Source organism: Rathayibacter sp. VKM Ac-2857 (assembly GCF_013205025.1).
Classification (GTDB): domain Bacteria; phylum Actinomycetota; class Actinomycetes; order Actinomycetales; family Microbacteriaceae; genus Rathayibacter.
The window spans coordinates 846171-868077 of record NZ_JABMLE010000002.1; the positions used below are offsets into that span (position 1 = coordinate 846171).

The following is a 21907-nucleotide window of genomic DNA, read 5'->3' on the forward strand; positions in this document are numbered from 1 at the left end:
CAGCCCCCGGGCACCCCCGCAACGAAGAAGTTGTCCCTACATGGAGGTAGTGATGTCGACCCGACAGAACCGGCGAGCAGTGCTCGCCCTCGGCGCAGGAGGAGCGGCTCTCGCTCTCGCGCTCACCGGCTGCAGCACCGGAGGCGGCGGCGGCGATTCCGCCGACGGCTCCACGCTCAGCGTGCTCATCGACAACCAGACGGCGACCGTCGAGCTCTGGGACGCGCTGAAGACGAAGTTCGAGGAGGAGAACGACGGCATCACCCTCGACATCGAGACCCGGCCGCAGGGCAGCGAGGGCGACAACCTGATCAAGACGCGCCTCGCCACCGGCGAGATGAACGACGTCTTCGCCTACAACTCGGGCTCGCTGTTCCAGGCGCTGAACCCCGACCAGAACCTCGCGCCGCTCTCGGACGAGGCGTGGGTCGACTCGCTCGACGAGGGCTTCCGCACCGTGGTCTCGACCGACTCGGACCTCTACGGCATCCCGCTCGGCCAGGCGATGGGCGGCGCGGTCCTCTACAACAAGGACGTCTACAGCTCGCTCGGCCTGACCGTGCCGAAGACCTGGGACGAGTTCATCGCGAACAGCGAGAAGATCAAGGCCGCCGGCGACGTCGCGCCGATCATCCAGACCTACGGCGACACCTGGACCTCGCAGCTCTTCGTGCTCGGCGACTTCGCCAACGTGCTGGAGCAGGACCCGGAGTGGGCGACCCAGTACACGGCCAACGAGGCCAAGTACGTCGACGAGCCGGCGCTGGCCGGCTTCGAGCACCTGCAGCAGGTCGCCGAGTCGGGACTGGTGAACGAGGACTACGCCTCCGCCACCTACGACGACGGCGTCCGCATGGTCGCGACCGGCGAGGGCGCGCAGTACCCGATGCTGACCTTCGCGGCCGGCCCGCTGATCCAGAACTACCCGGACTCGCTCGACAAGGTCGGCCTGTTCCCGCTGCCCGGCGAGTCGGCCGACTCCAACCCGCTGACCGTCTGGCAGCCCAACGCGGTCTACGTGCCGAAGTCGACCGAGGGCGCGAAGCTCGAGAGCGCCAAGAAGCTGATGGCCTTCCTGGTCACCCCCGAGAGCTGCGACATCCAGAGCGAGATCGCCGCGCCCCAGGGTCCGTTCGTGATCGACGGCTGCACGCTGCCCGACGACGTGCCCGCCCTCGTGTCGGACATGCAGCCCTACTTCGACAGTGGTGACACGGGTCTCGCGCTCGAGTTCCTCTCGCCGATCAAGGGACCGGCGCTCGAGCAGATCACCGTCGCCGTCGGCTCGGGCATCACGCCCGCCGCGGAGGGTGCTCAGCAGTACGACGACGACGTCACGAAGCAGGCCAAGCAGCTCGGCCTCGACGGCTGGTGAGCCTCAGGGCCGGGAGCGGAGGCAGCCCCTCCGCTCCCGGCCCCTTCCCCCGGGCGCACCGCCCTCCCACCCTCCCCCCGGCCGATCGACGGAGATCTGATGACCGCAACGATGGAGAAGCGCCCGGCCCGGCGCTCCGAACCCTCCCGCTCCCCCGAGCCGCCGAAACGGCGCAAGGCCATGAAGAGCCCGTACCCGACGTGGTTCTACCTCCCGGCCGGCGTCTTCTACGTGGTCCTCTTCCTCGTCCCGACGGTCGCCTCCCTCTACTTCTCCCTCACCCGCTGGACGCTCTTCGACTCGACCTTCATCGGCTTCGAGAACTTCGTCGAGTTCTTCCAGGACCCGGCGCTGACGACCGGCTTCGTCAACACGTTCATCTACGCGGCGATCACCTCGGGCCTCAAGATCGTGCTCGGCATGGCCCTCGGTGTGCTGCTGAGCTCGCAGATCATCGGCCGCGGCTTCCTCCGCAGCGTGGTGTTCTTCCCGGTGCTGGTGTCGACGATCGGCATCGGAATCACCTTCAAGGTGCTGCTCGACCCGTTCGACGGCCTGATCAACCAGGGCCTCGCGACGATCGGCCTCGCCGGCCCGGGCTGGCTCACCGACCCGCAGTGGGCGCTCTTCTCGGTCGCACTCGTCGACGTCTGGAAGGGCGTCGGACTCGCGACGCTCATCTACATCGCCGGCATCGTCGCGATCCCGCAGGACTACTTCGAGGCCGCCCGCGTCGACGGCGCCGGCGCCTGGCACAACTTCCGGCACATCACGCTGCCGCTGCTGCGCCCCGCCACCGTGACGGTGATCCTGCTCTCGTTGATCGGCGGACTGCGCTCCTTCGACCTGATCTGGGCGATGACCAAGGGCGGGCCGGGCTTCACCAGCGACGTGGTCGCCTCGGTCATCTACAAGCAGTACCAGGCCGGCTTCTACGGACTCTCGACCGCCGGCAACGTCATCCTCTTCCTCGTCGTCGCAGCGCTGATCTTCCCGCTGTCGGCCTGGCTCAACCGGAAGGACAAGGAGCTGTGACCACCACGCCGCTCACGCCCGCCCCGCTCTCGCCGACCCCGCTCCAGGACGACCCGCTGCGCGCGAAGGTGCGCCAGCGCGGTGTCGGCCGCGGCTCCCGGACCTGGCGCTACGGCGGCGGGATCCTCGCGATCGTCCTCGCCGTCCTCGTCTTCATCGTCCCCTTCCTCTTCATCGTGCTCACCGCCGCGAAGACGCAGCAGGAGTCGTCGCTGCTCGGCTTCACCCTGCCGACGCAGTGGGTGTTCCTCGAGAACCTGCAGGAGGTGGTCTCGGCGCGGAACTTCGTGCTGCTGCGGGCCTTCGCGAACAGCGCGATCCTGACGATCGTCTCCGTGACGGTGATGGTGGTCCTGGCCGCGATGGTCGGCTACGTCCTCCAGCGCCGCCGCTCGAAGTGGAACCCGCTCGTCAACGGCTTCGTCCTGGCCGGCCTGATCATCCCGCCCGCCGTCGTCCCGACGATCTGGGTCCTGCAGGGCCTCGAGCTCTTCAAGACGCTGCCCGGCCTGATCGCGGTGCACGTCGCGTTCGGCCTCTCCTTCTGCATCCTCCTGTTCCGCGCCTTCGTCTCGACGATCCCCCGCGAGCTGGACGAGGCGGCGACCATCGACGGCGCCGGTCCCTTCCGCCTGTTCTTCACGGTGGTGCTGCCGCTGCTGAAGCCGGTGATCGTGACGGTGATCGTCGTCCAGGCCGTGACGGTCTTCAACGACTTCACCTACGCGCTGTACTTCCTGCCCGGCGACGACAACGCGACCGTGCAGCTGACGCTGTACAACTTCTCCTCGCAGTCGGTGTCCTCCTGGAACCTGCTCTTCATGGACGTGCTGCTCATCACCGTCCCGCCGCTCGTGATGTACATCTTCTTCAACCGCCAGATCGTCGCCGGCATGACCTCCGGAGCGGTCAAGGGCTGAGCCGGGCCGCCGGACCACCACGCCGTTCCGAGCCGCCGTCGAACTCCTCCCGTTCCATTGGGAGATGTTCGGCGGCGGTTTTACGTTCGGGCTGTTACTCAGATCCCCGAGCGGGAGCAACGCCGAAGTCGGAACGCGGTGAATCGAAGATAGCTGCTAGCCCTTCTCCTTCTCGGCTCTGCGGAAGTACCAGGTGATTCCGATCCGGAGGATCGAGACCGATCCGCTTCGAGACTAGAAGACGCAACGGGTCGAATGCCGAGCCTCTCAATTTCTCTGCCGTGGCGCAGTGTCTTGTCACCGAGGTCTCTCACCACACGCGGATGCGACGGAATGCGCCAACCCGGTGACACGGTACGGAGTATCGAGACTGTCGTTCAGCGCTCCCGCTCGACCATCCCTGCCCGCGAAGCCGGAAGGGCGACACGCCGAACCCACTCGTCCTGGCGCGGATACTGCACGATTCACGGCGACCATGACGCGCAGTCTCTCCGAGAGACCCCTCTCCACCACGGAACTCCGCGGTCCCCACCGCAACGGAGTGGATGCTCCGTCCGGCGCCATCGCACTCTGACCGGCCGTCGAATCCTCATACTCTTCGTCGTCAACCGCAGAGCGCGGAGACCGAGCGGTCTTCTCAAGCCCGGAGACGTCGGTCATGAAGTCACAAAGGAGTGAACAGAGTGGATAGGCAAGCGAAGTCGAAGACATATCCGACCATGATCGTGTCGAGCCTGGTCGTGACAGCGGTGGTGATTGCGGCGGCGAGTCCCGCGCAGGCGATATCGAAAGTCGAGAGCAGTGATCAGGTGTCATCGGCCGCGATCACCACCGAGGCTGTTCCCGAGACCAACACGGTCGTCACAGACGCCGGAGTGTATGCGGCGGGCATCACTCTCCCCGGCGAGGTGTCGTCTTCCGCAATGGTCGACCCGGACACTCTTCCGGACGGCCTCTTCGTCGGCTCGGGCGAACCGGTGCTGACGACCACCCTCGAGGACGCGGCGATCAGCAGCTATTCGACGGGCAAGGGCACGCAGACCTTGATCAGGGTCGACTCAGCCGCAGCGGCTCACGAGTACCGCTTCCCCCTCTCGCTTCCAGCCGGAGCGAGTGCGACGGTCGAGTCGGACGGTTCGGTCGGAATTCGCTCGGTCAATGGCGACCTCGTCGGTGGATACGCGACCCCCTGGGCCTATGACGCCAGCAACCAACCAGTTGCCACGAGCTTCTCCTTGGACGGGGACACGCTCGTCCAGACCGTAAGTTTTGACGAGACTACAGCCTTTCCTGTGATCGCGGATCCGACTGACCTATGGGGATGGGCTGACTGCATCGCCAAGGTCGTAGCCGAAGTCGCTGGCAACGTGCTGCTCGCCGGAAAGGTCGGAAAGATCATCACGAAGTATGGAACCTTGGAGAAAGGGATGAAGGCCATCTATAAGGCCTGGAGCAGTGTCGCCAACGAACAGCAGAAGCGGGACGCCCTCGTGAAGGCTGTCGGGAGCTTCGCTTTGGAGTTGGCAGGAGTCACGGCGATCAAGCAGGCGTGCTTTGACTCCTGAGGACCACAACGGCCTATCGTCTTCTCTCGTCCTGTTCGCCATGGGGACGGTCTTCGTGTTCTCCACGGCCCTCGCTTGCAGGCCGACGTGGTGGATGGCCCTTGCTGCGATCGGCCTCCTCGGGACCGGCATCGGCGCGTTCAGGGATTTTCATCGGCGGGGGCGATGAAAGCCGCCCGACTTCCTCGGGCTCACCGCTCGAGCGGACCTTGACCTGGGTCGGAGATCCTGCTGACGCACTCATAAGAGCGGGCAGAGCGAGCGTCTTCAGCTCGCTCTGCCCGCTCTCCGCCTAGTACAGCTTCGCCGGTCACCTCTGTAGCCGGAGCGTCACCGATCGAGCAGTCCTACCGCGCGGACGGTCGTATCAAGCCGGGACGCCGCTCACGAGCTCACGAAGGAGCTTTCAGATAACTGAGCAAGCAAAATCGAAATCTTTCCCGGTCGGAAGGATGTCGCTCCCGGTCGAGAGGACGATCGTCATCTCCGCACGAAGTCCCTCGCGGGAAGTACTCGAAGTTCGCATGGTCCACAACGCTTGAAAGGGTTCTTCACATGACTCGCAGAAAATCGGAGGGCGTTTCTACGCCGCTGGTTCTCTTCGCGACCGGCAGCATGTTCATCTTCTTCGCCGCCGCCGAGAACCGACCCGCCTGGTGGATGATCGTCGCGGCGATCATGCTGCTCACCACCGGATACAGCGCTTTCGCCGACTTCCGCCGACGCGGGCGGTAGCGAACCTCGATCACGGGCTGAGCGGGCCCCCCTCTCCGTCGGCCGGGTGCTCTCCCGGCGGGCGCCGCTCGGTCCACCGGGCGACGTCCGACGGGGGCTCGGTCGTGGGGAGGTCCCGGGGGCCGATGAGTCGGCGCAGCCGGGCCGGTCGGCGGGAGCGGGTCAGGGCCGTCCGCCAGCGGACGTCGACCACCGCGCGCTGCAGGGGGTCGATCGGCTGGAGGACGCCGTCGATCCGCTCCTCGATGCGCACGAGCGGTGGGCGGACGAGGTGCAGGCGCCGGCCGGGCTCGCGCTCCGGGTCGGTCCGGCCGGCCCGGGTGCGCAGCTGCTGCTCGAGCTGCTCCGGGTCGCGCGCCGACCAGGTGCTGACGCCGACGCGGCCGTCGGGGAGGGCGAAGCGCTCGGTGATCCGCAGCGGGAGCTCCTCCTGGGGGTGGGTCATCGTTCGTTCCTTTCGATGGAGAGTGAAGAGGAGGGCCGACGCTCGGCGGGAGTCGCGGTTCGCCGTCGGCGCAGACGCCGCCCGAGGAGGAGGCCGCCGCCCGAGAGCAGGAGCGCTCCGGCTCCCAGCACGATCGGGCCCGCCGCGGCTCCGCTGACGGCGAGCACCGTCGACACCTGGCCGACCGTGGGCACGGACACCGCCGCGCAGCTGGCCGCCGGCTCGTCGTCGCAGGGGTGCTGGACCGAGGTCGACGGGAAGCCCGGCGGCAGCCGGTCGATCCGCGCGCGGTTCGGGATCGTCCAGGCGTCGACGCCGTCCGCGACCCGCCCCGTCACGGTGAAGACCGTCGAGGCGCCGGGTGCCAGGGCCAGGCCCTCGACCTCGAGATCGGCGGAGGCGGGCCCGCCGTCCCGCGAGATCGTCACATCGGACAGGTGCGCGAGAGTCGGGACGTCGGTGAGAGTGAAGCCCTCCGCGGGGCGTGGGCCGATGTTAGCGACGACGATCCGGAAGCCGACCCGGCCGCCGTGCGCGACCGTCGGCTCGAGCGCGGTCTTCGCGATCGCGAGGCCGCGGTCGCCGCCGGGCTCGGGGACCTGAGGCACGGGCATTCCGGGCACGGGTGTCTCAGGCACGGGCGTTCCGGGCACGGAGATCTCAGGAACAGGGATCTCGGGCACCGGTCTTTCCGGCACCGGTGCTCCAGGCACGGTGAGCTCGGCGCAGGAGTACGCGGCGTCGTCCGGGCACGGTCGCCGGACCGCGGGCGGCTCGAAGCCGCCCGGCTGCTGCGAGATCGTCGCCCGGTTCGGCACGGTGAGCGCCTCCCGGCCGTCGGCCACCCGGCCACTGACGTGCAGGGCGATCTGCCCGCCGGCCGGGATCGCGAGCCCGGTCACGGGCTGCGTCACGGGCTGGACGCCTCCGGCGCCGTTCTCGATCACGGCGTCGAGGAGGTGCTCGAGCACCGGGACGTCGGTGACGGTCACGTCGGCGGCGTCGAGCGTCCCCGAGTTGCCGACCACCACATCGAAGCCCGCCTGCCCGCCGTGCTCCGCCGACGCTTGCGTCGCGGTCTTGTCGATCCACAGCGCTCCTCGGCCGATCGTGTGCGGGACCGTCGCGCAGGGGTTCTGATCGGTCGCGGTCCCCGAGGCGGAGGGGGTGAAAGCGGCCCCCGCGAGGCAGGCCGTGTTCGTGAGGTCGCGGTCCCCCGCTCGGTCGGTGCGCACGACGACCTCGAAGACGAGCTCGGCGACCGTGCCGACCGGCAGGGTCCCCGCCGCCCAGGCCAGGCGGCCCGTCGCCGGATCGACCGTGGCCGTGCCGTGCGAGGTCCGGATCGAGGCCGCGTCGAGGTCGGCGTCGTCGAGCACCCCCTGGTCGAGATGGTCGACGACGGCCGCGTCGCGGGCGTCGCCCGAGCCGTCGGACGTGAGCGTCAGCCGGTACGGCACCCGCGCGCCCGGCCGCAGCGGGACGTCGGTCGGCAGCGACGAGGTCTTCGCCAGCGTGACGTGCGGAGCGAGAGCGCCGAGCCCGGCGACCGCCGACGCGCCGTCGGAGCCGGCGGCCCAGTCGTCGATCGCCCGCAGATCGCCGTAGGAGCCGTGCACGGAGTCGTTCGCGTTCGGCACCCGGCCCCGGCCCGAGTCGTCCGCCTCCCAGCGGTGGACACCGGCGCTCGAGTCCGCGCCGGCGGCCGGCGAGGTGACGGCGGAGGTGGCCGAGTAGCGCTCGCCGTTCGAGTCGGCGAGCAGATGGTCGTCCCAGTGCAGGGCGGTCGGCGCCGCATCGCCGCCGGTCGAGCGCACGACGGACAGGCCGCCGACCGACACCTCCGCGTCGACCCGGGTGACGTGGAACTCGTTCGTCCGCCCGACCGAGGCGCGGAAGCGGACGTCCGGGTCGGTGGTGTCGACCGCGTCGCCGCGCCCGTCGAGGCCGTCCCAGGCGATGTCGAACGGGCCGGGCGTCGCGACGATGCGGGAGAGGTGGACGTCGCGCGGGCCGTCGTAGGCCCCGTCTCCATCCGCGTCGATGTCGGCCGCGACCGTGCCCGGCTGGGTGCCGAGCGTGCCGACGAGGGTTCCCGCGTTCGAGCCGGAGCCGGAGCGCCGATAGGCGAGCCCCTCGATCGTCGGGGCGGCGTAGGCGGGCGCGATCGAGGCCGGCAGATCCGCCGCGGGCGGATCGAGGAAGAGCTTGTAGGTCTGCACCCCGTCGATGCCGGAGCGCCCGGACGCCTGGACGTACTGCACACCGACCCCCTGCGCCTCGGTCGACTCCGGCATCGGCACGGACAGGTACGACGGATCGGAGGATCTGACCCGGACGTTGCCCTTGTTCGTCGCCTGCAGCGTCGACGCGACGCCGTCGTAGTCGCGGAGCGTCAGGTCGTAGCGCGCCCCGGTCTCCGTGATCGCGTGCAGCGTGAACGTCGCGCGGCGCTCCGCGGGTGTCGCGTAGCTCGTCCTCGCGCCCGACTGGATCGCGTACGAGGTGGACCAGACGCGGCCGGCGAGCGGCGCGCCCGCCGCGGTGGCGACCCCGATGCTCCAGACCAGGTTCACCGGCGCCTTGACGTCCTCGTCGCTCACGATCACGCGGAAGACCCCGGTCTCCGCGGCGACGAAACCTCCCCCGGCCGCGACCGACGGCGGAGCGCCGCGCGGAAAGACCTGGGTGTCGAGCACGCCGCCGTCCGGCGCGACGATCGACGCAGTGCCGCCTCCGCTCTCGCCCTCTCCCGTGCCCGAGCCGCCTTTGAGCGGATGCAGGTCCACGCTCAGCCGCTCGCCCTTCCGCAGCCAGGCCGAGACCGTCGTCACCCCCTCATCGGTCGACCCGCCGTGCAGCAGCGTGTTCTCGATCGTCCGATGCGGCGACGGCTGGGCGGCACCAGCTGGCGGAGCGGTCGCCCCAGCACCCAGCAGCCCGCCGACGAGGGCGACGCACACCCCCGCTCCCGCGAGCAACTGGACAGCGCTCCCCCTGAGGCGGCCGGCCCACCCCGGCCGTTCCGTTCGACTCATCCGTTCGTCCCTCTCCTCGGCCGCCCGCGCTCTGCACCGGCGACGGTCGTTCAGCCCCGTGAGGAGGAGAGTAATGCTCAGCTCCCGGTGGCCTCGGGGAGTGGCGGCGATCTGTGGACGACTCCGCGGATCGGGTCATGGGGAGGAGTGGCGTCTCCCGCGCCGGACCGCGACGGCGCGCGGGATCCGTGGCACGCTCGTGGAGACCGAAAGGCCGTGATGACCACCGCACCTCCCTCCGCTCCGACTCCCTCTCCCTCCCCCCTCGCCGGCGTCCGCGTCCTCGAGCTGGGCAACTTCATCGCCGCTCCCACCGCGGGCCGCCTGCTCGCCGACTTCGGCGCCGAGGTCATCAAGGTCGAGCGCCCCGGCACGGGCGACGAGCTGCGCAAGTGGCGGCTGCACCCCGGATCGACGACGTCGATGCTCTTCCACACCCTCAACCGCAACAAGCGCTCGGTCGCGCTCGATCTGCGCACGGGGGAGGGCCGCGACGCCGTCCGCGGGCTCGCCGCCGAGTGCGACGTCGTCCTCGAGAACTTCCGCCCGGGGACCCTCGAGCGCTGGGGCATCGGACCGGACGTGCTGAACGAGGCCAACCCCGAGCTCGTCATCGGCCGCATCTCCGCGTTCGGCCAGACCGGTCCGCTCTCGAGTCGGCCGGGCTTCGCGGCGGTCGCGGAGGCGATGGGCGGCTTCCGTGAGCTCGTCGGCGATCCGGACCGCCCTCCCGTCCGCGTCGGCGTCTCGATCGGCGACTCCATCGCGGGCCTCTACGCCGGCTACGGCGTGATGATGGCGCTCTTCCAGCGCGAGACCCGCCGCGCCGCCGGGCTCGGTCCGGCGCCGCTGGTGGAGCGGGTGATCGACGTCGCGCTGAACGAGGCGATGTTCTCGATGATGGAGTCGCTGATCCCCGACTACCAAGCGCACGGCATCGTCCGCGAGCGGGTCGGCGGCCGGATGGAGGGCATCGCGCCGACGAACGCCTACCTCTGCGGCGACGGCTCCAGCATCGTCGTCGCGGCCAACGGCGACGCGATCTTCCAGCGGCTGATGGCGATCATCGACCGCGCCGACCTGGCCGAGGACCCGGATCTGCTCACCAACGACGGCCGCTGGCGCCGCCGCGACGAGCTCGACGCCGCGATCGGCGCCTGGACCGCCACGACGACCTCGGCCGCGGCGCTCGCGATCCTCGACGAGCGCGGCGTCCCCTCCGGCCCGATCCTCACCGCCGCCGACATCAGCACGAACGAGCAGTACGCGGCGCGCGACATGATCCAGAAGTTCGACGTCGACACAGGCGCCGGGGTCATCGAGGGCGTCGGCTTCCCCGGCATCGTCCCGGTGCTCGGCGACCGCTCGCTCCCCATCCGCACGCTCGCGCCCGCACTGGGCCACGACACCGAGGAGGTCCTGGCGATGCTCGGACGGAAGCCGACCGACGACGCACCGGCGGAGGAGTCGCGATGACCGGCGCCGACCGCACCGTCCGGCTGCGCGACGTCACCCTCCGCGACGGTCTGCAGCTGACCGGCAAGCTCCTCTCGACCGAGCGCAAGGTCGAGCTGGTCCGGGCGCTCCTCGCGGCCGGCGTCCCCGAGCTGGAGATCGGCTCGCTCGCCCGCGGCGATCTCGTGCCCCCGATGGCGAACACCCTCGAGGTCGTCGCGGCGCTGACCGCCGAGGAGCTCGAGCACTGCTGGGTCTGGGTGGCGACCCCGCGGCACATCGAGCGGGCGGCCGCCGCCGGCGCGCGCAACTTCCAGTACTGCCTCTCGGCGTCCGACTCGCACAACCGGGCGAACATCGGCCGCAGCACAGAGGCGAGCCTCGACGCGATGCCCGACGCCGTCGCCCTCGCGCACGCGGCGGGCGGGCGGATCCAGCTCTGCATCGCCACGTCGTTCACCTGCCCCTTCGAGGGCCCGGTGCCGGAGGAGCGGGTGCTCGCGATCGCGAACGACCCACGCGCGGCCGGCGCCGAGGACGTCGTGATCTGCGACACACTCGGTCAGGCGCATCCGGACCAGGTGTTCTCGCTCGTCTCCCGGGTCGCCGCCGAGACCCCGGCGCGCGAGATCGTCTTCCACGGTCACGACACCTGGGGTGCCGGCGTCGTCAACGCGCTGACCGCCGTCCGCGCCGGGGCGACCGTCGTCGACGGAGCTCTCGGCGGGCTGGGAGGCTGCCCGTTCGCGCCCGGCGCGAGCGGCAACACCGCGACCGAGGACCTCGTCTTCGCGATGCGCCCCGACTGGCTCGACACCGAGTGCTTCGCCGAGCTCGTCCGCCAGTCCGAGCGGCTGCTCGCCGACGTCGAGGAGCCGAACCGCTCGAAGGCCCGCCAGGGCGCCCGCTCGAAGGCCGAGGCCTTCCCGTGGGTCGTGGCAGAGGCGACGGCCTGAGCCCGGGCCCGCGGGCGGATCTCGATACGCCCGCTCCGCGGGCTACTCGATCAGCATGAGCGGGCCGCTCCGCGGCTCCCCGTCAGCATGAATGGACCCGCTCCGCGGGCTGCTCGATCAGCATGAAGGACCCCGCTGCGCGGGTTCCCCGATCAGCAGGAACGGACCCGCTCCGTGGACGCTCCCATCCATGCTGGTCGAGTAGCCCCGAAGGGGCGTATCGAGACCCGCCGCCTCCGCTCCTCTCGTCAGATCTCGAGGGCGACGTCGCGGCCGTTGACCGAGATGACGATCCGTGGATTCGTCGCCCCCGTAGCGACGAGGTAGCCGCGCAGCGTCGACAGGAGCATGTCCGACCGGTTCTCCAGCTGCGAGACGGCTCCCTGGCTGACGTGCAGTTCTCGGGCGATGTCCGCCTGAGTGCGCTTCCCGGCTTCCCGCACCATGGCGAGACTCATCGCGTGAACGCGATCCATCTCGTCGGCCTCGGCGTCGAGGGCAGCGACCGCCTCCTCCATCCCGGGCAGCGCGCGCAGCCGGTCGACGCGATCGTTCCCACTCACGAAGTCCTTCTCAGCCATCATCGGTCCTCGTTCTCCATCATCCACAGCTCGATGATCCGGTCGGCACGAACGCCGACCGAGTCGTAGAACACGTCTCCCATGCGAGCCTTCTCCCCTGCGAACAGGGTGACCACGATCCGATCCTCCCCCGGCGGGAACCAGCAGATCAACCGAAGCGCGACACCCTCCCGATACGGATGGGAGACGCGCCAGACGGTGAATCTGCCGGACTGCCGCACCCGTTCGAACATCGCCGACTCCTCGGAAGGCTCGTTCTCGAGCGCCCGCAGGCGGCCCAGCATGAAGGCCAGCAGCTGAAGCACCTGCCGACCGCGCTCGGACTCGTCGGACTCCATCCGGTCCAGCTGGCGGTCGAAGTCGCGCGACCACTCGATATCCATCTGGTGAACATTAGTCCGACCTTATATCAGGTGCACCTGATGTCGCTCACTGTCGGATGCCGGCGTCCTCGACAGGCTGACCTTCCCCGGGTCGAGAGGTACGTGCGGCCGGCGCGCACGGGATTCAGAGGGCTGCGGGTGGATCTCGATACGCCCGCTCCGCGGGCTACTCGATCAGCATGTGATGGCCCGCTCCGCGGGCTCGTCGATCAGCACGGGCAGGCACGCTCCGCAGGCTGTTCGATCAACATGGGTGCGCCCGCTGCGCGGGCTCCTCGGTCCGCGTGCGCGGGCCCGGTCCGCCGGCTGCTCGATCGGCAGGGTTCGCTGCGCGATCGGCGGCCGAGGGCGCGCCGGTCAGGCCGGGACGCGCTCGCGGGCGGCGCGGGGCTTCGCGGCCGAGGTGAGCAGCGAGGCGAGCGCCACCAGCACCAGGACGACGGCCATCGCGCCGCGGAGGCCGAAGTGCTCGCCGAGGAAGCCGAGCAGCGGCGGGCCGACGAGGAAGGCGATGTAGCCGGCGGTCGCGACGGCGGCGACGGCCGAGGTCGGGTCCTCGCTCTCGCCCGCGGCGGAGAGGGTGACCGGGAAGCCGAGGGCCGCGCCGAGACCCCAGAGGACGACGGCCGCGCCTGCCACGACGGCGTTGTCGGCGAAGACGACGATCCCGATCCCGACCGCCGAGACGAGGGTGCTCGCCAGGAGCACCGTCGCCTTGCCGAAGCGGGCCAGCAGCGGGGTGCCGAGGAAGCGGCCGACGGTCATCGCCGCGGCGAAGGCGGTGAAGACGACGGTCCCGACGGTGGCGGAGACGCCGTGGCCGTCGACCATGAGCAGCGGCAGCCAGTCGGTCGCCGAGCCCTCGGCCAGCGCGAGGGCGAGCACGATCAGACCGAGCATCAGCACGCGGGGCTGCTGCCAGACGGGGGTCGAGCGGACCTTCTCCCGGGGAGCGCCGGCGACGGCGCGCTCGACCCGGCCGGTCTCGACGGGGATGGAGCGGATGACGGTGACCAGCAGCGCGAGCGCGACCACCGCGACTCCGACGAGCTGCCAGACGACGGGGAAGTCGATCGCCGTGAGGCCGATCCCCGCGACGGCGCCGGTGACGGTGCCGAGGCTGTAGAAGCCGTGCAGCGCCGGCAGGACCGAGCGGCCCGTGAGCGTCTCGAGCGCGGCGCCCTCGACGTTGAGCGCGATCTCGGAGATGCCGATCCCGAAGCCGACGAGGGCGAGGCCCGCCGCGACGCCGAACGGCGTCGAGAGCTCGGCGAAGACGCCGGTCAGCGCGATGCCGGTGACGAAGGAGGCACCGCCGATCACGACGGTGAAGCGCACCCCCTGCCGGCGGACGACCGCGGCGGAGGAGAGCACTCCGCTCATCGAGCCGACCGAGAGCCCGAGCAGGACCAGACCCATCTCGGCGGTCGAGGCGGCGAGCAGGTCGCGGACCGCCGGGGTCCGCACGACCCAGGAGGCCATCCCGATGCCGAAGACGAGCATGAAGGCCGAGATGGCCAGGCGGCGCTTCGCGGCGGAGACGGGGCGGGACGGCATGACTACGACGGTATCGCCCGGGGGTGGACGGCAGGCGCCGCACCGGACGATCCCGCCGTTCGTCAACCGCCCGCGCCCGCGGGCCGCCCACGGCTAGCGTGCGAGAAGGGCCGGAGCCGAGACGGCACGCCCGCACGACGACGCAGGAGGACCCCATGCCCGATCAGTACACCTTCACGAACCCCGCGACGCAGTACCCGAACGTCACTCCGCCGGTGCAGCAGCAGCCCGAGCCCGGCCTCCAGTCGCGGATGACGCCCGTCCCGGACCTCGGCGAGGACAGCTACCGCGGCACCGGCCGCCTGACCGGGCGCCGCGCCCTGATCACGGGCGCCGACTCCGGCATCGGCGCGGCGGTCGCGATCGCCTTCGCCCGCGAGGGTGCGGACATCGCCCTCGCCTACCTCCCCGACGAGGAGGAGGACGCCCAGCACGTCGTCGAGCTCGTCCGCGCGGCCGGCCGCACCGCCGTGACCGTCCCCGGCGACCTGACCGACGCGCAGTACTGCCGCGACCTGGTCGCGAAGGCCGTCGAGGGGCTCGGCGGCCTCGACACGGTCGTCAACGTCGCCGGCAAGCAGGTCTGGCGGGACGACGTCCTCGAGCTCAGCGACGAGCAGTTCGAGACGACGTTCGCGATCAACGTCTTCGCGCCGTTCCGGATCATCAAGGCGGCGCTCCCGCACCTCCCCGCCGGCTCGACCATCATCAACACCGCCTCGGCCGAGGCGCACACGCCCGCGCCCGATCGGCTCGACTACGCGATGACCAAGGGCGCGATCAACAATCTGTCGAAGGGACTCGCCCAGCAGCTCGCGGCGAAGGGCATCCGGGTGAACGTCGTCGCGCCCGGGCCGACCTGGTCGGTGCTGCAGGTGACCGCGGGCGTCGACCCCGAGAGCCTGCCCGAGTTCGGCTCGAGCGAGGCGCCGATGGGCCGCGCCGCGCAGCCGGCCGAGCAGGCGCCGGCCTACGTCTTCCTCGCCTCGGCGGAGTCGAGCTACGTGGTCGGCGAGACGCTGAACGTCAACGGCGGGATGGTCTCGCCCTAGCCGATGCCGCCGGGGCGGCCGACGCCCCCTACCGTGGAGGGATGAGGACGAGGCGATGGCTCCTACCCGCGGCGGGCGCGCTGCTCGTCGTGATCGGGATCGTCGTCGCGGCCACCACGCAGCGCGAGGTGTCGTTCGGCTGGTTCGCCTACGCGCCGCTCTCGGAGACGATGTTCTCGCCGGCCGGCACGATGGTCGTCACTCCCGGCCTGGCGACCGCCGCCGCGCTGATCGTGCTCGGCCTGCTCGTGCTGGCGTTCTGCGCGGGCTGGCTGCTCGCCCGCCGGCGCCCGCGGACCACGAGTGAGGGAGCCGCCGGAGCGGACTCCTAGGTACCCGGTCCGCCGCTCCCTCACGCGAACGGACCCGAACCGGGCTTCGCGCCCGGAGCGGAGCCCGATCCCCGTCCACTCGCGCGCGGCTCCGACTGCGAGTGGACGGGGAACGGGCCTCGCGTGGAAGCCAGGGCCCGTTCCGGGTCCGGTCGCGGATCCGCCCCCGGGAACCGGCGCGCCGCTAGGGTGAGCGCACCCGCCGCCGCCGCGATCCCCGCGCGACCGGGACACCCGAGAGGCGGCCGCCGTGGTCCCCGACATCAACCCGTGGGCGGTCGGACTGGCCACCCTGTCGACGATGCTCGTCGGCTCGATCTGGTACACCCCGAAGGTCTTCGGCACGCTCTGGATGCGGCTGGCCGGCATCAGCCGGGAGCAGATGAGCAGCCGCAGCGCGGTCGTCCCGATCGTCGTCACCGTCGTGGTCAGCCTGGTCACGGCGCTCGTCCTGGCCGGCTGCGTCGACATCGCGCACGCCTTCTACGGCGGCAGCTGGTTCGCGAACTCGCTGATCACCGGGCTGTTCCTCTTCGTCGGCTTCACCGCCGCGCGGATGATCACCCACGACGCCTTCGAGGGCCGGCCGGCGAAGCTCACGGTCTTGAACATCACGCACGAGCTCGTCACGATCCTCGTGATGGCGGTGATCATCGGGCTTCTGCCGGCCTGACGCCGGGCCGGCTCGGCGCCGGTCAGCCCTCGGGCAGCTCGGCGAACGTGCGCTTGGCGCCGTTGTACCAGCCCATCGACTGCACGGGGTGGCGCCAGCGGTTCTTCATCTCGTCCCGCGCCTCCTCGTGCGTCGCGTCGCCGCCCTTCACGGCGTCGCGCAGGTGCCGGTCCTGGAGCTTGATGACGACGTCGGCCGAGTCGCCGCGGTGCTCGAGATCGCAGGGTCCGCCGAGCTGGCGGCAGGTCATGGTCTTCATCGCGTGCTCCTTCTGTCGGGGGCCCGAGTGGGCCTCTCTCCTGTTCGACGGGCGGGGGGCCGCCGATGTGACACGACACGCCGGAGCGCGTCAGCCCGCGTCGACCGGGGCGCCCTCGCGCCGGACGATCGACGCCAGCACGGCCGGGTCCGCTCGGAAGACGACGGCGGCGACCCGCCCGTCCGCGACCGTGAAGTCGAACGCGACCTGCGGGGCTCCGCGGTGGAACCAGGCGGCGCCCGGCCGCCCGTCGACGACCGCGGTGAGCGCCGCGTGCGCGCTGCCGTCGAAGAAGGCGGCCACGGCCTCGCGACCGTCGATCCGCTCGGGAGTCCCCGCGGCGAGCGCGTCCGCGTCCGCGCGGATGCTCGCCCCCGGTGCCAGCAGCAGCAGGAGGCGCGCCAGGTCGCCGCCGCGCGCCGCCGCCAGGAAGGCGTCGACCACCTGCCAGTCGGCGACCGGTCCGTCCACGGGTCCCGCCGCGGTCTTGGCGCGCGCCCGGGAGGCGAGCTTGCGGGCCGAGACCGCGCTGCGCCCGAGGATCTCGCCGATGGTCGCGAAGTCGACGCCGAAGCTGTCCGCCAGCACGAACGCGACGCGCTCGTTGGGCGTCAGGGTCTCGACGACGACGTGCAGGGCCTGGCCGACGGCCTCCGCGCGCTCGAGTCCCGCGCCCTCGGTGCCCGTGCCGGTCTCGACGATCTCGGCGGGCTCCGGGATCCGCGCGCGCAGCCGGTCGAGGCAGAGCCGGGTGGTGACCGTCGTCAGCCAGGCCGGCAGGTTGTCGATCGCGGCCGTCGTCCCGTGCAGGCGCAGCCACGCCGACTGCACCGCGTCCTCGGCCTCGTGGTGGTCGTCGAGCAGCCGCGAGGCGAGCCGGGTGAGCCGGCCGCGCTCCGCCTCGAAGGCCACGGCCTGCTCGTCGACGGAGTGGGACACGCGTCCTCCTGACCGGACCTGCGGCGGCCGCAGCTCGCGCCCCGGCCGCCGGTCCGGAGAGGACCGCGCGGTGAGGGACGCCCCCAGTGTCGCGGCCGAACCGCCGCCGCGACAAGAGCGACGGCGGCCGGCCCCCGTGTCAGCGATCCGCGCGCGCGTCCTCCGGAGCCTCCGACGGCACCCCGGCAGCCGGCGCCGCGAGGCTCTCGCGGTGCAGGCGCTCCGCCTCCTCGCCGCCGACGGCCTCGCCGCGGGCGACCATGCCGGACTGGTCCGACAGCGGGATCTGCTTGAGCAGCAGCGCGAGCACGAAGGCGATCGCGATGAAGGGCAGCAGGTACCAGAAGACCGGCGCCAGCGATTCGGCGTAGGCGCGGACGACGCCGTCGCGGACCTCGTCCGGCAGGGCGTTCAGTGCCTGCGGGTCGAGGGTCGCGGTGGCCGCTCCGACGTCGGCGACGCCCGCGTCCGTGAAGACGCCGGTCAGCTTCTCGGCGAGGGAGTTGGTGAAGATCGTGCCGAACACGGCCACTCCGAGCGAGGCGCCCACCTCGCGGAAGTAGTTGTTGGTGCTGGTCGCCGTGCCGATCATTTCGGGGGCGACGGCGTTCTGCACGACGAGGACGATGACCTGCATGATCAGGCCGAGCCCCGCGCCGAAGAAGAAGAGGTAGACGCAGATCAGCGGGATCGGGGTCTCGGCGGTCAGCGTCGTCATCGCCGCCATCGCGAGGCCGGTGAGCAGCGCGCCGACGATCGGGAACGCCTTGTAGCGGCCGGTGCGCGAGATCGCGATGCCCGAGTAGATCGACGTGCCCATCAGGCCCGCCATCATCGGCAGCATCAGCAGGCCCGAGGCGGCGGCGGAGGTTCCGGACGCCATCTGCAGGAAGGTCGGCACGAAGGCGATGGCGGAGAACATCCCGAGGCCGAGGGTGAGGCCGATCGCCGTCGCGTTCACGAAGATCGGGTTGCGGAAGAGGCTGAGCGGGATGATCGGGTCCTCGGCGCGCGACTCCACCCAGATGAAGCCGGCGACCGCGGCGATCAGCCCGGCGCCGAACGCCCAGGTCTCGAGGGCGCCCCAGCCGTGCGCGGCGTCGCCGCCGAAGTCGGTGAAGAAGATCAGGCAGGTGGTGGCGATCGAGAGCAGCAGCACGCCCGGGATGTCGATCCGCTTGGTCGCGCGCTTGCTCGGCAGCGTCAGCGCGAACCAGGCGATGGCGAAGGCGGCGATGCCGACCGGGATGTTGATGTAGAACGCCCACTGCCAGGTGAGGTGGTCGACGAAGAGGCCGCCCAGCAGCGGGCCGGCGACGGCGGAGAGGCCGAAGACGGCGCCGAGCGGGCCCATGTACTTGCCGCGCTCGTTGGCGGGGACGATGTCGGCGATGATCGCCTGCGAGAGGATCATCAGCCCGCCGCCGCCGAGGCCCTGCAGCGCGCGGAAGACGACGAACGACCAGAAGTCGCCGGCCAGCGCGCAGCCGACCGAGGCGAGGGTGAACAGCGCGATGGCGATCAGGAAGAGCGTGCGGCGGCCGAGCACGTCGCCGAACTTGCCGTAGATCGGCATCACGATCGTGGTCGCGAGCAGGTAGGCGGTGGTGATCCAGGCCTGGTGCTCGACGCCGCCGAGCTGGCCGACGATGGTCGGCATCGCGGTCGAGACGATCGTCTGATCCAGGCTCGAGAGGAGCATGCCGGCGATCAGCGCGGAGAAGATGATCCAGATCCGGCGCTGCGTGAGCAGGAGCGGAGAGGCGATGGCGGGGGCGGTCATGGTGTCCTCGGGGTCGGGTGGGGCGAGAGGGAGCGGGCGGGCCGGCCGGCGCGGCGGGGGCCGGGTCAGCCCAGGAGCAGGCGCGTCACGGCCGCGATGCGGTCCTGCGCGAGGCGCTCGAGCGGCACGGAGCCGTCGGAGTCGAGGTAGGCGCCGACGGCGCTGCGGATCACGGTGCCGGCCGTCTGCACGGCCAGCAGCACGGACGGGTCGGCGGGGTCGAGGCCCTCGCGCCGCGCGACGAGGTCGGCGACGAGCAGGTCGCGCTGGGTGCCGACGTCGAGCAGGGCCTGCAGGAGCTTCGGCTCGCGGTCGGCGACGGCGACGAACTCGCGGACGCTGTCGGCGTTCAGGCCGATCGCGGCGAAGTGCACCGCGCCGAGGGCGACGAGCGCCTCGAGCAGCGAGACGCCCGGGCGGCGCGTCAGGAACTCCGCGACGCTGTCGTCGTCGAGGCCCTCCTCGGGCCGGCCGACGATCGCGTACTCCTTGCTCGGGAAGTAGTTGAAGAAGGTGCGGCGCGAGATGCCGACCTCCTCGCAGAGCTCCTCGACGGTGAAGCCCGAGAAGCCGTGGCGGATGGTCAGCTCGCGGGCGGTGCGGGCCAGCTCGCCGCGCCGCTCGGCCGCGCGCTGATCGCGCCGGGTCGCGGTCACATCTGCTTGCATACCGTGCATCATTGCACTATCCGGGTCAGGGTGCAAAGGAACTCGTATCGCGCAGCCGCGACCCCCGTCCGGGTGACTAACGGCCCTCAGCGGCGACCGGGGACGCACCGTTCGATACCGTCGTGGCGGAGGCGCGACACCGTCTCCGGACGCAGACTCGGGGGGACGATGTCGCAGCAGACCAGCCAGGACCCGGCAATCGGCGCCGACGCACCGAGCGGCGCGCCCGATGACCGCGACCGACGCACCGCCGCGATCGAGGCCCTCGGCCTGATGGGCTCCGCTCCCGAGGAGCGCTTCGACCGGATCACCCGGATGGCGCAGGAGCTCTTCCGCGTGCCGGTGGCGGAGATCCACATCCTCGACGAGACGACGCTCTTCACGAAGTCGCCGCAGCCCGACGGGCCGGTCTCCTACCCGCGCGCGGGGACGTTCTGCGACGCCACGCTCGCCCAGCGGAGCACGCTCGTCGTCCCCGACCTGGGCGCCGACGGGGCCTGGGCGCAGCACGTGCACGTCTCCGGCCCGCCGCACGTGCAGTTCTACGCCGGGCGCCCGCTCACGGTGGACGACGGCCTGCAGCTCGGGACGCTCTGCCTGCTCGACTTCGTCCCCCGCGCGCTCAGTCCGGAGGAGGAGCTGCTCTTCGAGGAGTTCGGCCAGTGGGTCGAGCGCGAGCTGCGCGACACCGCGGAGTGGGACCGCGCCGCCGACGTGCAGGCCCGCCTCTCCCCCACCGCGTTCCGCCACCCCGCCGGCTACGACCTCGCCGGGGCGTCGCTGCCCAAGTGGCAGATCTGCGGCGACTTCTACACCTGGACCGCGACCGAGGCGGTCGTCGATCTGACCCTCGTCGACGTGATGGGCAAGGGCACCGGAGCCGCGATCCTGGCCGCCGGGATCCGCGCCGCCTTCCGCGCCCGGGCCGGCGGCGCTCCGGACGCGGTGGTCGCCGCGGTCGCCGAGCAGCTGCTGCCGGACTTCTCCGCCACCGAGACCTTCGCCACCCTCTTCCACGGCCGGCTCGACACCGCGACCGGGCGGGTCGACTTCGTCGACGCCGGCCACGGCCTCACCGTCCTGCTCCGCGCCGACGGGACGTTCCACCGCCTCGCCGCCCTCGGGCTGCCCCTGGGCATCACGGAGGACGGCGGCTGGGTCACGCAGACCGTCGACCTCGGCGTCGGCGACTCCCTGGTCTCCTTCACCGACGGCGTGCTCGACCTCTTCGACGGCACGCTGCAGTCGCTCGTCCTCGCGGCCGACCTCGTCCGCACCTCCGAGGGCGCCATCGGCTTCCTCACCGCCCTCACCGCCCTCGCCGGCTCCGGCCGCGCGATCGACGACATCACCGCGCTCCTCGTGACGCGGACGCACGACGCCCCGCGCCCCGCCGCGGAGACCGACCAGGAGCAGGCATGACCTTCAGCACCGAGACGATCGCCCCCGGCGTCGCCGTGATCACCGCGGCGGGGCGGCTCAATCTCGCGGCCGCCCGGGAGCTGCGCACCGAGGTGCGCACTGCACTGGACGAGGGCAGCAGCCGGATCGTCGTCGAGCTGAGCGAGGTCTCCTTCATGGACTCGTCGGGGCTCGGCGCGCTCGTCGCCTGCCTCAAGACCGCTCGCCAGGCCGGCGGCGACCTCCGGATCGCGGCGCCGAGCGCCCAGGTCACGATGGTGCTCGAGCTCTCCAACCTCGACCGCGTGCTCGTCGGCTACGCCTCGGCCGGCGACGCGTACCGTGACTGAGCGCACCCTCGCCTTCCGCACGCCGCCCGACGACGTCGAGCTCGTGCACGACCTGCTCGACTCGCTCTTCGCCGAGCGCGCCGACGTGGGCGCCCGCGATCGGATGGAGTTCGAGACGGCGCTCGTCGAGCTCGTCTCCAACGTGATCCAGCACGCCGTGTCGACGACCGCGGTGCTCTGCCGCCTCGTCGTGACCGTCGACGACGACGCGCTCCGGGCCGAGCTGGTCGACACGGCGGACCCGCCCGGCGTCGACACCGGCCCGCGGGAGATGCCGGACGCGTTCGCCGAGTCCGGTCGCGGTCTCGCGCTGATCAGCGCGCTGGTGACCGCCTTCGACTACGAGCGCACGTCGAGCCGCAATCTGTGGTCCATCAGCAAGGACCGCTCGATCACCTCCTGATC

General features: G+C 71.3%; 22 protein-coding genes. 13 read left to right on the plus strand and 9 right to left on the minus strand.

What is annotated here, in order from left to right; all coding sequences use genetic code 11:
• Positions 1–52: 52 nt before the first annotated feature.
• From HQQ86_RS11200 to HQQ86_RS11220, 5 genes are all read left to right on the plus strand, one after another.
• A complete protein-coding gene (locus HQQ86_RS11200) occupies positions 53–1375 on the plus strand; it encodes an ABC transporter substrate-binding protein (protein WP_243581203.1) in 1323 nt (440 codons plus the stop codon).
• Positions 1376–1474: 99 nt separating this feature from the next.
• Entirely contained in the window at positions 1475–2410 is a 936-nt protein-coding gene (locus tag HQQ86_RS11205) for a carbohydrate ABC transporter permease (RefSeq protein WP_123705466.1), read from the plus strand.
• Between the two features lie 68 nt (positions 2411–2478).
• A complete protein-coding gene (locus HQQ86_RS11210) occupies positions 2479–3330 on the plus strand; it encodes a carbohydrate ABC transporter permease (protein ID WP_173288777.1) in 852 nt (283 codons plus the stop codon).
• 719 nt (positions 3331–4049) lie between these two features.
• Positions 4050–4895: a hypothetical protein gene (locus tag HQQ86_RS11215; RefSeq protein WP_173288151.1), complete on the plus strand. Its 846-nt coding sequence runs from the start codon at positions 4050–4052 to the stop codon at positions 4893–4895.
• Positions 4896–5450: 555 nt separating this feature from the next.
• Positions 5451–5630 carry a hypothetical protein gene (locus tag HQQ86_RS11220; RefSeq protein ID WP_173288152.1) on the plus strand — a complete coding sequence of 60 codons (180 nt, stop codon included), beginning with the start codon at positions 5451–5453 and terminating at the stop codon, positions 5628–5630.
• A gap of 10 nt (positions 5631–5640) precedes the next feature.
• Here the strand turns inward: HQQ86_RS11220 and HQQ86_RS11225 are convergent, their stop codons facing one another.
• Entirely contained in the window at positions 5641–6075 is a 435-nt protein-coding gene (locus HQQ86_RS11225) for a hypothetical protein (protein WP_173288153.1), read from the minus strand.
• Entirely contained in the window at positions 6072–9038 is a 2967-nt protein-coding gene (locus HQQ86_RS11230; protein ID WP_173288154.1) for a DUF11 domain-containing protein, read from the minus strand. The genes HQQ86_RS11225 and HQQ86_RS11230 overlap by 4 nt, the downstream gene beginning before the upstream one ends.
• Positions 9039–9332: 294 nt before the next feature.
• On the opposite strand from HQQ86_RS11230, the gene HQQ86_RS11235 reads away from it, so the two are divergent.
• A complete protein-coding gene (locus HQQ86_RS11235; protein ID WP_173288155.1) occupies positions 9333–10589 on the plus strand; it encodes a CaiB/BaiF CoA-transferase family protein in 1257 nt (418 codons plus the stop codon).
• A complete protein-coding gene (locus HQQ86_RS11240; protein WP_173288156.1) occupies positions 10586–11524 on the plus strand; it encodes a hydroxymethylglutaryl-CoA lyase in 939 nt (312 codons plus the stop codon). Before HQQ86_RS11235 ends, HQQ86_RS11240 begins: the two co-directional genes overlap by 4 nt.
• Positions 11525–11772: 248 nt before the next feature.
• On the opposite strand, the gene HQQ86_RS11245 is transcribed toward HQQ86_RS11240, so the two are convergent.
• From HQQ86_RS11245 to HQQ86_RS11255, 3 genes are all read right to left on the minus strand, one after another.
• Positions 11773–12087, minus strand: coding sequence for a helix-turn-helix transcriptional regulator (locus HQQ86_RS11245; RefSeq protein WP_216845322.1), 315 nt, complete (start codon positions 12085–12087; stop codon positions 11773–11775).
• A gap of 17 nt (positions 12088–12104) precedes the next feature.
• Entirely contained in the window at positions 12105–12488 is a 384-nt protein-coding gene (locus HQQ86_RS11250) for a hypothetical protein (protein WP_173288157.1), read from the minus strand.
• Positions 12489–12845: 357 nt separating this feature from the next.
• The gene (locus tag HQQ86_RS11255) at positions 12846–14045 is read right to left on the minus strand and encodes an MFS transporter (RefSeq protein WP_173288158.1); all 1200 of its coding nucleotides are present in this window, start codon (positions 14043–14045) and stop codon (positions 12846–12848) included.
• Positions 14046–14200: 155 nt separating this feature from the next.
• On the opposite strand from HQQ86_RS11255, the gene HQQ86_RS11260 reads away from it, so the two are divergent.
• The 3 genes from HQQ86_RS11260 (at position 14201) to HQQ86_RS11270 (ending at position 16102) form a co-directional block, all read left to right on the plus strand.
• Positions 14201–15097 carry an SDR family oxidoreductase gene (locus tag HQQ86_RS11260; protein WP_173288159.1) on the plus strand — a complete coding sequence of 299 codons (897 nt, stop codon included), beginning with the start codon at positions 14201–14203 and terminating at the stop codon, positions 15095–15097.
• A 41-nt stretch (positions 15098–15138) separates the two neighbouring features.
• Positions 15139–15429 carry a hypothetical protein gene (locus HQQ86_RS11265; protein ID WP_173288160.1) on the plus strand — a complete coding sequence of 97 codons (291 nt, stop codon included), beginning with the start codon at positions 15139–15141 and terminating at the stop codon, positions 15427–15429.
• A gap of 250 nt (positions 15430–15679) precedes the next feature.
• Positions 15680–16102 (plus strand): DUF1761 domain-containing protein, encoded by a 423-nt coding sequence (locus tag HQQ86_RS11270; RefSeq protein WP_173288161.1) that lies wholly within the window; start codon positions 15680–15682, stop codon positions 16100–16102.
• Between the two features lie 22 nt (positions 16103–16124).
• Here HQQ86_RS11270 and HQQ86_RS11275 read toward each other — a convergent pair whose 3' ends face one another.
• The 4 genes from HQQ86_RS11275 to HQQ86_RS11290 form a co-directional block, all read right to left on the minus strand.
• Positions 16125–16361 (minus strand): hypothetical protein, encoded by a 237-nt coding sequence (locus tag HQQ86_RS11275; RefSeq protein WP_173288162.1) that lies wholly within the window; start codon positions 16359–16361, stop codon positions 16125–16127.
• 90 nt (positions 16362–16451) lie between these two features.
• Positions 16452–17300: a sigma factor gene (locus HQQ86_RS11280; protein ID WP_173288163.1), complete on the minus strand. Its 849-nt coding sequence runs from the start codon at positions 17298–17300 to the stop codon at positions 16452–16454.
• 139 nt (positions 17301–17439) lie between these two features.
• The gene (locus tag HQQ86_RS11285) at positions 17440–19083 is read right to left on the minus strand and encodes an MDR family MFS transporter (protein WP_173288164.1); all 1644 of its coding nucleotides are present in this window, start codon (positions 19081–19083) and stop codon (positions 17440–17442) included.
• 65 nt (positions 19084–19148) lie between these two features.
• Positions 19149–19751 (minus strand): TetR/AcrR family transcriptional regulator, encoded by a 603-nt coding sequence (locus HQQ86_RS11290; protein WP_254071991.1) that lies wholly within the window; start codon positions 19749–19751, stop codon positions 19149–19151.
• 168 nt (positions 19752–19919) lie between these two features.
• On the opposite strand from HQQ86_RS11290, the gene HQQ86_RS11295 reads away from it, so the two are divergent.
• Genes HQQ86_RS11295 through HQQ86_RS11305 form a run of 3 tightly spaced genes read left to right on the plus strand, consistent with a single transcriptional unit; the run spans position 19920 to position 21905 of the window.
• Positions 19920–21173 carry a PP2C family protein-serine/threonine phosphatase gene (locus HQQ86_RS11295; RefSeq protein WP_173288166.1) on the plus strand — a complete coding sequence of 418 codons (1254 nt, stop codon included), beginning with the start codon at positions 19920–19922 and terminating at the stop codon, positions 21171–21173.
• Positions 21170–21502 (plus strand): STAS domain-containing protein, encoded by a 333-nt coding sequence (locus HQQ86_RS11300; protein ID WP_173288167.1) that lies wholly within the window; start codon positions 21170–21172, stop codon positions 21500–21502. The genes HQQ86_RS11295 and HQQ86_RS11300 overlap by 4 nt, the downstream gene beginning before the upstream one ends.
• On the plus strand, positions 21495–21905 hold the full coding sequence (locus HQQ86_RS11305) for an ATP-binding protein (protein ID WP_173288168.1): 411 nt from the start codon (positions 21495–21497) through the stop codon (positions 21903–21905). Before HQQ86_RS11300 ends, HQQ86_RS11305 begins: the two co-directional genes overlap by 8 nt.
• Positions 21906–21907 lie beyond the last annotated feature (2 nt).